The organism is Streptomyces sp. NPDC036764 (assembly GCF_055609385.1).
In genome coordinates, this window is the sequence record NZ_JBVJPT010000025.1 from 1 (window position 1) to 12,840 (window position 12,840).

Genomic DNA, 12,840 nt, shown 5'->3' on the forward strand with positions numbered 1-12,840 from the left:
CCTCTCCCCCCCCCCCCCCCTCCACCCCCCCCCCCCCCCCCCCCCCCCCCCCCCCCCCCCCCCCCCCCCCCCCCCCCCCCCCCCCCCCACCCCCGCTGCTCAGGTCAGGTTCACGGCACGAGCGGACGTCGCCCCGATCTCCGCCGCGACCTCGGCCAGCACCCCGGCGGGCACCGTGTCGTCGACGGTGAGGACGGCCAGCGCCTCGCCACCGGCGACCGCACGCGACACCTGCATACCGGCGATGTTGATACCGGCCTCGCCGAGGATGCGGCCGACGGTGCCGACGACACCCGGACGGTCCTCGTAGCGCAGCACGGCCATGTGGTCGGCCAGCGCGAGGTCCACGTCGTACTCGCCGACCGCGACGATCTTCTGGAGGTGCTTGGGGCCGGCCAGCGTGCCGGAGACCGACACCTCCTCGCCGCCCGCGAGCGTGCCGCGCACGGTGACGACGTTGCGGTGGTCGGCCGACTCCGAGCTGGTCGTCAGCCGCACCTCGACGCCGCGCTCCTGCGCGAACAGCGGGGCGTTGACGTACGACACCGTCTCGTCGACGACGTCCTCGAAGACACCCTTGAGGGCGGACAGCTCCAGCACCTTCACATCGTGCTGGGTGATCTCGCCGTACACCTCGACGTCGAGGCGGACCGCGACCTCACCGGCGAGCGCCGTGAAGATACGGCCGAGGCGCTCGGCGAGCGGCAGACCCGGCTTGACGTCCTCGGCGATGACGCCGCCCTGGACGTTGACTGCGTCCGGGACCAGCTCACCGGCGAGCGCGAGGCGCACCGACCTGGCGACGGCGATACCGGCCTTCTCCTGCGCCTCGTCGGTGGAGGCACCGAGGTGCGGGGTGGAGACGACCTGGTCGAACTCGAACAGCGGGGAGTCCGTGCAGGGCTCCTTCGCGTACACGTCCAGACCGGCACCGGCGACCCGGCCCTCCTTGAGGGCGGAGTACAGCGCCTCCTCGTCGACGATCCCGCCGCGCGCGGCGTTGACGATGCGCACGCTCGGCTTGACCTTGCGCAGCGCCTCGTCGCCGATCAGGCCGACGGTCTCGGGGGTCTTGGGCAGGTGGACGGTGATGAAGTCGGAGACCTCGAGCAGCTCGTCCAGCGACAGCACCTTCACGCCCATCTGCGCGGCGCGCGCGGGCTGCACATAGGGGTCGTAGGCGACGACCTTCATACCGAAGGCGGACATGCGCTGCGCGACGAGAGCGCCGATACGGCCGAGGCCGACGACCCCGAGGGTCTTCTCGGCGAGCTCCACGCCCGTGTACTTGCTCCGCTTCCACTCGCCGTTCTTCAGCGCGGCGTTGGCCTGCGGGATGTTGCGGGCGGTGGCGAGCAGCAGACCGCAGGCCAGCTCGGCGGCGGTCACGATGTTCGAGGTGGGGGCGTTGACGACCATCACGCCGGCCTTGGTGGCGGCGGAGACGTCGACGTTGTCCAGGCCGACGCCGGCTCGCGCGACGACCTTGAGCTTCTTGGCGGCGGCGATGGCCTCTGCGTCGACCTTGGTGGCGGAGCGGACCAGGATCGCGTCCACGTCGGCGATGGCCGGGAGCAGCTCGGCTCGGTCCGCTCCGTTGCAGTGCCGGATCTCGAAGTCGGGGCCGAGCGCGTCCACGGTCGCGGGCGACAGCTCTTCGGCGATGAGTACGACGGGTTTCGAGCTCACGTGAGTCCTCACATGTCCATTGCGGACGGCCGTCCCGACGGCCGCAGGCGGTGGAGGGGTGGTGGCCGCGTGGAAGACGCACGACGCTGTGGGCCTGACGCGTATGTTGTGCGCCAGTGTAGTGGCGCGGCGGAGGCCCTCTTGCGCCTCTGCGGAAGGATCACCCGTCCGTGATGTGACGGGTTGGACAACGGGGCCGGAGCAGCATGCTCCGGCCCCGTCGGCTGAGGCTTACGCCTCCTCGTTCACCCAGCTCATGAGCTTGCGCAGCTCCTTGCCGGTGGTCTCCAGCAGGTGCTCGGAGTCCTGCTTCTTGTACTCGTTGTACTTCTTCAGACCGCCGTGGTACTCGTCCATCCAGGCCTGGGCGAAGGTGCCGTCCTGGATCTCGGCGAGGACCTGCTTCATCTCGGCCTTGGTGGCGTCGGTGATGATCCGCGGGCCGGTGACGTAGTCGCCCCACTCGGCGGTCTCGGAGATCGACCAGCGCATCTTCTCCAGGCCGCCCTCGTACATGAGGTCCACGATCAGCTTCAGCTCGTGCAGGCACTCGAAGTACGCGATCTCCGGCTGGTAGCCGGCCTCGGTCAGCGTCTCGAAACCGGCCTTGACCAGCGCGGCCGTACCACCGCAGAGAACGGCCTGCTCACCGAACAGGTCGGTCTCGGTCTCCTCGGTGAAGGTCGTCTTGATGACGCCGGCGCGGGTGCCGCCGATGCCCTTGGCGTACGACAGGGCCAGCGCGAAGGCGTTGCCCGTGGCGTCCTGCTCGACGGCGGCGATACACGGAACGCCGCGGCCCTCCTCGTACTGGCGGCGGACCAGGTGGCCCGGGCCCTTGGGGGCGACCATGCAGACGTCGACGCCGGCCGGGGGCTTGATGAAGCCGTAGCGGATGTTCAGGCCGTGACCGAAGAACAGGGCGTCGCCGTCGTTCAGGTTCGGGGCGATGTGCTCCTCGTAGACCTGGGCCTGGATCGGGTCCGGGACCAGGATCATGATGACGTCGGCCTCGGCGGCGGCCTCCGACGGGCTCACCACGCGCAGGCCCTGCTCCTCGGCCTTCGCCTTGGACTTGGAGCCCTCGTGCAGACCGACACGCACGTCGACACCCGAGTCACGGAGCGACAGCGCGTGGGCGTGGCCCTGGCTGCCGTAACCGATGACCGCGACCTTGCGGCCCTGGATGATGGACAGGTCGGCGTCGGCGTCGTAGAACAGCTCGGCCACTTTGGGTTCTCTCCTTGTGTGCAGGTGTTGCGTCCCACCGTATGACGGCGGGGGGAAGGGAAGTTTCCGGGTCTCGCTATACGGGCGGAATCCGGACGGCCGGTGTCACCCGACCGTCCGAACGCACCCTTATGCGGAGCGGTCGAGCGCCCGCAGCGACCGGTCCGTGATCGAGCGCGCGCCGCGGCCGATCGCGATCGTGCCGGACTGGACGAGCTCCTTGATGCCGAACGGCTCCAGCATCTTCAGCATGGCCTCCAGCTTGTCGCTGGAGCCGGTGGCCTCGATGGTGACGGCCTCCGGGGAGACGTCGACGGTCTTGGCGCGGAACAGTTGGACGATCTCGATGATCTGGGAGCGGGTCTCGTTGTCGGCGCGCACCTTCACCAGAACGAGTTCGCGCTGAACGGCCGAACCCGGCTCCAGTTCGACGATCTTCAGCACGTTGACGAGCTTGTTGAGCTGCTTCGTCACCTGCTCCAGCGGGAGGTCGTCGACGCTCACCACGATGGTGATGCGGGAGATGTCGGGGTGCTCGGTGACGCCCACCGCGAGCGAGTCGATGTTGAAGCCGCGGCGGGAGAACAGGGCGGCGATCCGGGCGAGGATGCCCGGCGTGTTCTCCACCAGGACGGAGAGCGTGTGCTTGGACATGGTCTTTTACGTCTCTCTCGCTCAGTCGTCTTCGTTGTCGCCGAAGTCGGGGCGCACGTCCCGGGCGGCCATGATCTCGTCGTTGGAGGTGCCGGCGGCGACCATCGGCCACACCATGGCGTCCTCGTGGACGATGAAGTCGACGACGACCGGGCGGTCGTTGATGGAGTTCGCCTCTTCGATGACCTTGTCGAGGTCGGCGGGGTTCTCGCAGCGGATCGCGTAGCAGCCCATGGCCTCCGACAGCTTCACGAAGTCGGGGACGCGGGTGCCGGCGCTCGGCTGCTTGCCGTCGGCCTCCGGGCCGGAGTGCAGCACGGTGTTGGAGTAGCGCTGGTTGTAGAAGAGGGTCTGCCACTGGCGGACCATCCCGAGGGCGCCGTTGTTGATGATGGCGACCTTGATCGGGATGTTGTTCAGGGCGCAGGTGGTGAGTTCCTGATTGGTCATCTGGAAGCAGCCGTCACCGTCGATCGCCCAGACGGTCCGGTCCGGCACGCCGGCCTTGGCGCCCATCGCGGCCGGGACCGCGTAGCCCATCGTTCCGGCGCCGCCGGAGTTCAGCCAGGTCGCGGGCTTCTCGTACTGGACGAAGTGCGCGGCCCACATCTGGTGCTGGCCGACGCCCGCCGCGAAGACCGTGCCCTCGGGGGCGAGTTGGCCGATGCGCTCGATGACCTGCTGCGGGGACAGCGAGCCGTCCTCGGGCTGGTCGTAGCCGAGCGGGTAGGTGTCCCGCCAGCGGCTCAGATCCTTCCACCAGGCGGTGTAGTCGCCCTTGTGGCCCTCGGCGTGCTCCTTCTGGACGGCCTGGACCAGGTCGGCGATGACCTCGCGGGCGTCCCCGACGATCGGCACGTCGGCGGCGCGGTTCTTGCCGATCTCGGCCGGGTCGATGTCGGCGTGGACGATCTTGGCGTACGGGGCGAAGCTGTCCAGCTTGCCGGTGACGCGGTCGTCGAAGCGGGCTCCGAGGGCGACGATCAGGTCGGCCTTCTGCAGCGCGGTGACGGCGGTGACCGCACCGTGCATGCCCGGCATTCCCACGTGCAGCGGGTGGCTGTCGGGGAATGCGCCGAGCGCCATCAGGGTGGTGGTGACGGGCGCTCCGGTGAGTTCGGCGAGGACCTTCAGCTCGGCGGTGGCGCCGGCCTTGATGACACCGCCGCCGACGTACAGGACCGGCCGCTTGGCGGCGGTGATCAGCTTGGCGGCCTCGCGGATCTGCTTGGCGTGCGGCTTGGTGACGGGCCGGTAGCCGGGCAGGTCCATGACGGGCGGCCAGGAGAAGGTGGTCTTCGCCTGGAGGGCGTCCTTGGCGATGTCGACGAGGACCGGGCCGGGGCGGCCGGTGGAGGCGATGTGGAACGCCTGCGCGATCACCCGCGGGATGTCCTCCGCCTTGGTGACGAGGAAGTTGTGCTTGGTGATCGGCATCGTGATGCCGACGATGTCCGCTTCCTGGAAGGCGTCGGTACCGATCGCCTTGGACGCGACCTGCCCGGTGATCGCCACGAGCGGCACCGAGTCCATGTGCGCGTCGGCGATCGGCGTGACCAGGTTGGTGGCACCCGGTCCGGAGGTCGCCATGCAGACGCCGACCCGGCCGGTGGCCTGCGCATAGCCGGTGGCGGCGTGACCGGCGCCCTGCTCGTGGCGGACCAGGACGTGACGCACCTTGGTGGAGTCCATCAGCGGGTCGTACGCCGGAAGGATCGCACCACCGGGAATGCCGAATACCGTGTCGGCGCCGACCTCCTCGAGCGAACGGATGAGGGACTGCGCACCCGTGACGTGCTCTGGGGCGGACTGCTGTCCGGATCGGGGCCGCGGCTGCGGATTATGGGCCCCGGTGGCCTGCTCGGTCATCGGCATTCTCTTCTCGATGCTGAGGGTTTTTGCGAGGTTTGAGCGGAGTTTCGATGCTGCACGACTGGTGCCTGTGCAACAAAAAACCCCTCGTGCCGTAAGGCAAGCGAGGGGAGCGCGCCGGTGGTGGTCGCTGGGAGTTCCGGGTCTGTCCGGACGTCACCAGCTTCAGCCGACGCGCTTTCCAAGTACGAGAATTCGGGTGCGCATGGCACTGACCCTCCCCCCGCCGCACACCCACTGTCAAGTGGGTGGGACGGGAGTCTCATTATGTGAGCGAAGGGCACTGCCGCCTCCGAGAACAGCGGGTACACCACTGGTGTACACCCCCGCACCCCCACCGGCGAACGCGGGCTCCGCCGGCCCGTGCGGCACCGGATAGTGGCCGGAACTGAGCGCCCGGCGCAGCCGGTACTCGTCCAGTGGCCCGGAGAACGCCATGCCCTGCCCGTGCGTGCACCCCATCGCCCGCAGCGCGACGACCTGCTCGGGCAGGTCCACGCCGTCGGCCACGGACTGCAGCCCGAGGTCGCCGGCGATCCGCAGCAGCCCGCCGGTGATCTTGTGCAGCCGCGCGGACTCGACGACGCCCTCGACCAGCCCGCGGTCGAGCTTGAGCACGTCGACGGGGAGCCTGCGCAGCGCGGTGATCGCCGCGTAGCCGCTGCCGAAGCCGTCCAGGGCGACCCGGACGCCGAGTCTGCGCAGGCCGCTCAGGCGGCGCTCCAGGTCATCCAGCGAGATCCGGGGGTCGAGGTCGGACAGCTCGATGACCAGCGACCCGGACGGCAGCCCGTACCGCGTCAGCAGCGCTTCGATCGAGCCGAGCGGCATCGACCGGTCCAGCAGCCGGCGCGCGCCCATCCGGACCGCGATGGGCACGCCGAGCCCGGTCGCGGTGCGCTCGGCTGCCTGCTCGACGGCCTCCTCCAGCATCCAGCGGCCCAGCTCGGCGGTCTTGTCGCTGTCCTCGGCCACCCGCAGGAACTCCGCGGGCGTGAACAGCACCCCTTGCGAGGACCGCCAGCGCGCCTGGGCGGCGACCGAGGCGATCCGGCCGTCCTCCAAAGACACCACCGGCTGGTGCAGCAGCGCGAACTCGCCGTCATGCAGCGCGGCACGCAGCCGCGTGGCCAGCTCCGCCTTGCGTACGACGTCCTGCTGCATCTGCGGCTTGTAGAGCTCGACGCGGCCCTTGCCGCCCGCCTTCGCGCGGTACATGGCCAGGTCGGCGTTGCGCAGCAACTCCCCCGCGCCGAGGCCCGGTTCGGCGAAGGCGACGCCGATGGAGGCGTTGATCCGGACATCGTTGCCGTCGATGAGGTAGGGCTGCGACAGCGTCGCCCTGAGGCGGTCGGCGAGCTCCAGGATGTGTCGTTCACGGGCGGTGCGGTCGCGCGTGTTGTCCCCGACGATCAGGGCCGCGAACTCGTCGCCGCCCAGCCGGGAGGCGGTGTCGCCCTGCCGGACCGCGTCCTGGAGTCTGCGGGCGGCCTGGACGAGGAGCTCGTCCCCGGCCTGGTGCCCGATCGTGTCGTTGACGCCCTTGAACCCGTCGAGGTCGATGAAGAGGACGGCGGTGTTACGCAGGGCGAGGCCCCGGTCGGAGGCCCGGCGGCCGGAAAGGGCCTGCTGGACGCGCTTGGTGAACAGGGCGCGGTTGGGCAGGTCGGTGAGTGGGTCGTGCTCGGCGTTGTGCTGGAGCTGCGCCTGCAGGCGCACTCTTTCGGTCACGTCCCGGCTGTTGAAGATGAGGCCGCCGTGGTGCCGGTTGACGGTCGACTCGACGTTGAGCCAGCCTCCCCCGCTCTCGGCTTCGCCCGAGCGGGAGGTGCCCCCGCCCCCGGACCGGAAGCGGCACTCGATGCGCGTAGTGGGTTCCTCGAGTGGGCTGGCGGCGAGGAAGCGGCGCACCTCGTGCACCACGCAGCCCAGGTCCTCCGGGTGGATGAGACTGGCCAGTTCCGAACCCACCAGATCCTCGGCGGAGCGGCCGTAGACCCCGGCGGCGGCCGGGGAGACGTACCGGAGGATGCCGTTGGGCGCGGCGATCATGATGACGTCGCTGGAGCCCTGCACCAGGGAGCGGAAGTGGTTCTCCTTCTGCGCCAGCTCCTGGGTGAGGGTGATGTTGTCGAGCAGCATGATGCCCTGGCGCATCACGAGCGCCAGCACGACGGTGCCGCCGGTGATCAGCACCACGCGGTCGACGCTGCGGCCGTTGAGGACGTTGTAGAGGATGCCCAGGGTGCACACCGCGGCGGCGAGGTACGGCGTGAGCGCGGCCAGCGAGCCGGCGATCGGCCGGGTGACCGGGTACCGGGTGTGATCGCCTCCCTGCGCGGGGGTGTGGTGATGGCCCCCGCCCCGCTGTCCGGGCACGTGCTCGTGCACCACGCGCGTGTGGCCCGTCGAGCCGTGCCGGTCGCAGTCCTCCTGCCCCTGCCGGGGCGCGGCCCACGGCGCGTACGCCAGGAGCAGCGAGCCGGCGAACCAGCCCGCGTCGAGGAGCTGGCCGGAGTGATAGCTGTTGTGCAGCAGCGGCGAGGTGAACAGGGCGTCGCACATCACGGTCAGGGCGAGCGCGCCGATCGCGGTGTTGACCGCGGTGCGGTTGGCCGAGGAGCGCCGGAAGTGCAGCGCGAGCACCATGCTGACCAGCGCGATGTCGAGCAGCGGGTAGGCCAGCGAGAGCGCGGTGTGCGCCACGCTCGCCGCGCCGCCGGCGTCGATCTTGGCCGCCTGGGCCAGGGCGAGGCTCCACGCGAGCGTCAGCAGCGAGCCGCCGATCAGCCAGGCGTCCAGCCCGAGGCAGACCCAGCCCGCCTTGGTCACCGGGCGCTTGGCGAGCACCAGGAGTCCCACGATGGCGGGCGGCGCGAAGCACAGGAAGAACCCGTCGGCGTAGGAGGGGCTGGGCACGGGCCGCTCCAGGACGACCTCGTACCACCCCCAGACCAGGTTGCCGAGGGCCGCCATGGCCGAGGAGAGGGCGAACAGCAGCCATGCGGGTCGAAAGCGGATACGGCGGCTTCGGGCGTAGCGGAAGCAGGACACGGCGGCTGCTCCCGCCGCGGCCGCCAGCCCGAAGTCGCCCATGATCAGCGCCAGTTGGTCCGAACCCCAGCCGAGCGCGGAACCGACGGCGTATACCGCGCACACCAGGGCCAGAGTCAGTTGCGGGAACAGTCCCGAGCCGTTGCCGCTCGACGAGGGACGAGGCAGCGTCACAGCCGACGGCCGCTGTGCCCGCAGCGCTCCGTCGAGCGTCGTCGTGGAGGGCGGTGGCGAGCTCACCGGTCCCTCCCGGTCCGCGCCGCTCGCGGGTCCCGAGGGTCCCGTTGCACCGGGTGCGGATGCCGCCTGCGGCTGCTGTGCCTGCGGTGGTGATGGTTGTGACGGCAGCCATGGGTGCCGTTGTGGCCGCGTCCGCGCGCGGCCGTTCGCCAGGGTCGCCGCCGACGGCCCTGTCGCGTCGGATCGCTCGTAGGTAGGCCGTGCATCGCCCGTCGCCCCCCTCACAAATCTGAAATGTCCATCCCCGGCGCCGAAAGTACGCGGCGCTGCCCCTGTCGGGACGATACACCAGTCTCGTCACTCAGGGACATAGCACCTCTACGCTCCGTGACGACCAGCGCATATGCGAGTACGGACCGCTTCCGGGAGGTTGCGGACGGTACTCGAACCGGATTATGGGCCTGTTACGCGCGACACGCACGGCATCCGCCCGATGCTCAACCCGTGAGCGTCACGCGTGTGTCGCGCCCGTCGTAAGGATCACGTTGCGCAACGGCTCCCGGTTCACATAACGACTCAACTGGTCCACCAGCAACCGCTTGGCGCGCGGCAGGAACGCGGACGTCGGCCCCCCGACATGGGGGCTGATCAGCAGGCCCGGGGCCCGCCACAGGGGGTGCTCCCGGGGCAGCGGTTCGGGGTCGGTGACATCGAGGGCGGCGGTGATGCGCCCGGTCTCCAGCTCGGCCAGCAGCGCCTTGGTGTCCACGACGGCTCCGCGGGCGACGTTGACCAGCAGCGCGCCGTCCTTCATGCGGGCCAGGAAGTCGGCGTCTGCCAGGTGCCGGGTGGCATCCGTCAAGGGTGTGGACAGGATGACGACGTCGGCTTCCGGAAGCAGTGCGGGCAGTTCGGTGAGCGGATGCACTTCGCCGCGCGCCGTGGTGCGCTGCGAGCGCGCGACGCGCGCCACCCGCGCGAGTTCAAAAGGTTCGAGCCGGTCCTCGATGGCGGCACCGATCGAGCCGTATCCCACGATGAGGACGTTCTTGTCCGCCAGCGCGGGACGGAACCCGCCGAGCCACTCCCCCCTGTCCTGCGCCCGCACGAAGTCGGGAACGCCGCGCAGCGAGGCGAGGATCAGGGTGAGCGTGAGTTCGCCGGTGCTCGCCTCGTGCACCCCGCGCGCGTTGCACAGCCGTACGCCGGGCCGCAGGTGCTTCAGGCCCGGCTCCACGTGGTCGGTGCCGGCGGAGAGGGTCTGCACGACCTCCAGGTGGGTCATCTGCGGCAGGGGACGCTGCCCGAGCCCGGGCGGCTTCATGTACGGGACGACATAGAAGGCGCACCGGGCCGGGTCCGCGGGGAAGTCCTCGGCGCCGTTCCAGAAGCGGTAGGCGGGGCCTTCGGGCAGGCCCTCGATGTCCTCCGGCGGGATGGGGAGCCACACGTCAGCAGTCATGGTCAGGAGGCTAGAGCCTTCCGGCGGGTCAGGCCGAAGAAACGTACCGGCGTCTGATCATCGCTGGTGAGCGGGATGTGGTGCCCCGCGACCCTGGCCCGACCCGTCGGGCAGGCCCTAGGTCGGGCGAACCGGAGTGCAGAGGTTAGGTTGGGGTGCCGGAAGAGGGAGGGTTACGGCCAGGTGGAGCGCAGGACGATCGGCGCGGCGGCACTCGCGGTGGGAACCGTCGGGCTCGGGTGCATGCCGATGAGCTGGGCCTACAGCTCGTCGCGGCAGCGCGGCGAGGAGTCGGTCAGGGCGGTGCACCGGGCGCTCGATCTGGGCTCGACGCTGCTGGACACGGCCGACATGTACGGCCCGTTCACCAACGAGCTGCTGGTGGGGCGGGTGTTGAAGGAGCGCCGCCAGGACGCGTTCGTGTCGACCAAGGTCGGTCTGCTGGTCGGCGAGCAGCACATCGTGGCCAACGGCCGCCCCGGCTATGTGAAGCGGGCCTGCGACGCCTCTCTGCGCCGCCTTCAGACCGACGTGATCGATCTCTACCAACTGCACCGCGCCGACCCCGAGGTCCCCGTCGAGGAGACGTGGGGCGCGATGGCGGAGCTCGTCCGGGCCGGAAAGGTACGGGCGTTGGGGCTGTGCGCGGTGGGTGCGCGAGGTGGCCGCCGCCTCGGCACGCGTCTGCACGACGCGACGATCCGGCAGTTGCAGCGGGTGCAGCAGGTCTTTCCGGTGAGTGCGGTGCAGGCCGAGCTGTCGGTGTGGTCGCCCGAGGCGCTGGAGGCGCTGCTGCCGTGGTGCGAGGCCCGCGGGGTCGGCTTCCTGGCGGCGATGCCGCTGGGCAACGGCTTCCTGACCGGCACGCTCACCCCGGGCCAGGGCTTCGAACCGGACGACGTGCGCGCCCGGCATCCACGCTTCACCGCGGAGATGATGGCGTCGAACCAGCCGATCGTGGCCGGCCTGCGCCGAGTCGCGGCCCGGCACGGTGCGGCGGTCACGCCGGCACAGGTGGCACTGGCGTGGGTACTGGCCCAGGGCCGGCACGTCGTCGCGATACCGGGCACCAAGCAGGAACGCTGGGTGACGGAGAACGCGGGCGCCGAGGCGCTGCGGCTGTCCCCGGAGGACCTGGCCGAGGTGGCGGAGCTGCCGGGGGCGCAGGGATCCTGGGACTGAGCCACGGGGGGTCCCGCTGCCCCGGATGGCAGCGGCCCGGGGCGGCGCTGATCCAAGGTTCATGGATCGGGAACCTCTGAGGCGCGAGCGGTGTAAGAACAGTAGAACCCGCCGCATCGAAGGGACCGTGATCGTGCAACGTCGAGCTGTGTCGGCCGTATTGGCCGCGGCCGCACTCCTGCTGACGGCCGGCTGCTCCTCCGGTGACGGGGACTCGCCGGGCAAGGGCGGAGACAAGCCACCGGGCAGGACCACGGCCTCGCCCACCGGACGGGCGGCCGAGACCCCACCGGCACAGGGCACGGTCAAGGTGGTGCGCACGGTCGCCGAGGGCCTGAACACCCCGTGGGGACTGGCCCCGCTCCCTGACGGCGACCTGCTCGTCTCCTCCCGCGACGACGCCACGATCACCCGCGTCGACGGCGAGAGCGGCAAGAAGACCGAGCTGGGCGAGGTGCCGGGGGTGTCACCGGCGGGCGAGGGCGGCCTGATGGGCCTGGCCCTGTCCCCGGACTACGCCTCCGACCACATGATCTACGCGTACTTCACCTCGGCCTCGGACAACCGCATCGTGCGCATGCTCTACGACGAGCAGCGGGCGTCGGGCGACCAGCTCGGCGCGCCCGACACGATCTTCAAGGGCATCCCCAAGGGCTACATCCACAACGGCGGCCGGATCGCGTTCGGCCCGGACAAGATGCTGTACGCGGGCACCGGCGAGAGCGGTGACACGGGCCTGTCCCAGGACAAGGAGTCCCTGGGCGGAAAGATCCTGCGTCTGACGCCGCAGGGCGAGCCTGCGCCGGGCAACCCCTTCCCCGACTCCCCCGTGTACTCGTACGGCCACCGCAATGTGCAGGGCCTGTCCTGGGACTCCAAGCAGCGCCTGTTCGCCTCCGAGTTCGGCCAGGACACCTGGGACGAGCTGAACGCGATCAAACCGGGCGACAACTACGGCTGGCCGAAGGCCGAGGGCAAGTCGGACGACAGCGCCTTCCACAGCCCCCTGGCCCAGTGGGGCACCGACGACGCCTCCCCCAGCGGCATCGCCTACGCCGAGGGCTCCGTCTGGATGGCCGGCCTGAAGGGCCAGCGCCTGTGGCGCATCCCTCTGAACGGCACGGAGGCATCGGCGGACCCGCAGGCCTTCCTGCAGGGTGAGTACGGCCGGCTGCGGACGGTGGTCCCGGCGGGCAGCGACAAGCTGTGGCTGATGACCAGCAACACGGACGGGCGGGGCGACCCCAAGGACGGGGACGACCGGATCCTGGAGCTCCAGGTGACCTGAGCGGGCCCCGGCTTCTCGCTACTCCTCGCCGTCGCCCTCGTCGCCCTCCTCGATGGGCGGCTCGGGCGGTCGTACGACGACCTTCCCGGACGCGAGATCTATCGGCCCACGTCCGGGGTCGTTGTCGCCGACGTCCTCGCGGGTCAGTTCCAGACGGTTTTGTTCGTCGCGCGTGTGCTTGCGACCGGGCGCGAAGAGTTCCTCGAACGCGTTGAACACGGAACCTCCC

At 70.4% G+C, this 12,840-nt stretch carries 9 protein-coding genes; 2 read left to right on the forward strand and 7 right to left on the reverse strand.

What is annotated here, in order from left to right; genetic code table 11:
* Nucleotides 1–99 precede the first annotated feature (99 nt).
* The 6 genes from serA to ACZ69Q_RS44580 form a co-directional block, all read right to left on the reverse strand.
* The gene (serA, locus tag ACZ69Q_RS44555) at nucleotides 100–1,689 is read right to left on the reverse strand and encodes a phosphoglycerate dehydrogenase (RefSeq protein WP_471054442.1); all 1,590 of its coding nucleotides are present in this window, start codon (nucleotides 1,687–1,689) and stop codon (nucleotides 100–102) included.
* A 231-nt stretch (nucleotides 1,690–1,920) separates the two neighbouring features.
* A complete protein-coding gene (gene ilvC / locus ACZ69Q_RS44560; protein WP_471054443.1) occupies nucleotides 1,921–2,919 on the reverse strand; it encodes a ketol-acid reductoisomerase in 999 nt (332 codons plus the stop codon).
* A gap of 129 nt (nucleotides 2,920–3,048) precedes the next feature.
* Nucleotides 3,049–3,573, reverse strand: a complete 525-nt coding sequence (gene ilvN, locus ACZ69Q_RS44565; RefSeq protein ID WP_394727596.1) for an acetolactate synthase small subunit — start codon at nucleotides 3,571–3,573, stop codon at nucleotides 3,049–3,051.
* Nucleotides 3,574–3,594: 21 nt separating this feature from the next.
* Nucleotides 3,595–5,448, reverse strand: coding sequence for an acetolactate synthase large subunit (locus ACZ69Q_RS44570; RefSeq protein WP_471054445.1), 1,854 nt, complete (start codon nucleotides 5,446–5,448; stop codon nucleotides 3,595–3,597).
* Between the two features lie 237 nt (nucleotides 5,449–5,685).
* On the reverse strand, nucleotides 5,686–8,739 hold the full coding sequence (locus ACZ69Q_RS44575; RefSeq protein ID WP_471054447.1) for a putative bifunctional diguanylate cyclase/phosphodiesterase: 3,054 nt from the start codon (nucleotides 8,737–8,739) through the stop codon (nucleotides 5,686–5,688).
* A 451-nt stretch (nucleotides 8,740–9,190) separates the two neighbouring features.
* Nucleotides 9,191–10,141 (reverse strand): 2-hydroxyacid dehydrogenase, encoded by a 951-nt coding sequence (locus ACZ69Q_RS44580; protein ID WP_471054449.1) that lies wholly within the window; start codon nucleotides 10,139–10,141, stop codon nucleotides 9,191–9,193.
* 183 nt (nucleotides 10,142–10,324) lie between these two features.
* On the opposite strand from ACZ69Q_RS44580, the gene ACZ69Q_RS44585 reads away from it, so the two are divergent.
* Nucleotides 10,325–11,323: an aldo/keto reductase gene (locus ACZ69Q_RS44585; RefSeq protein WP_471054451.1), complete on the forward strand. Its 999-nt coding sequence runs from the start codon at nucleotides 10,325–10,327 to the stop codon at nucleotides 11,321–11,323.
* 148 nt (nucleotides 11,324–11,471) lie between these two features.
* Nucleotides 11,472–12,611 carry a PQQ-dependent sugar dehydrogenase gene (locus ACZ69Q_RS44590; RefSeq protein WP_471054453.1) on the forward strand — a complete coding sequence of 380 codons (1,140 nt, stop codon included), beginning with the start codon at nucleotides 11,472–11,474 and terminating at the stop codon, nucleotides 12,609–12,611.
* Between the two features lie 18 nt (nucleotides 12,612–12,629).
* Here the strand turns inward: ACZ69Q_RS44590 and ACZ69Q_RS44595 are convergent, their stop codons facing one another.
* Nucleotides 12,630–12,830: a DUF6191 domain-containing protein gene (locus tag ACZ69Q_RS44595; protein ID WP_471054455.1), complete on the reverse strand. Its 201-nt coding sequence runs from the start codon at nucleotides 12,828–12,830 to the stop codon at nucleotides 12,630–12,632.
* Nucleotides 12,831–12,840 lie beyond the last annotated feature (10 nt).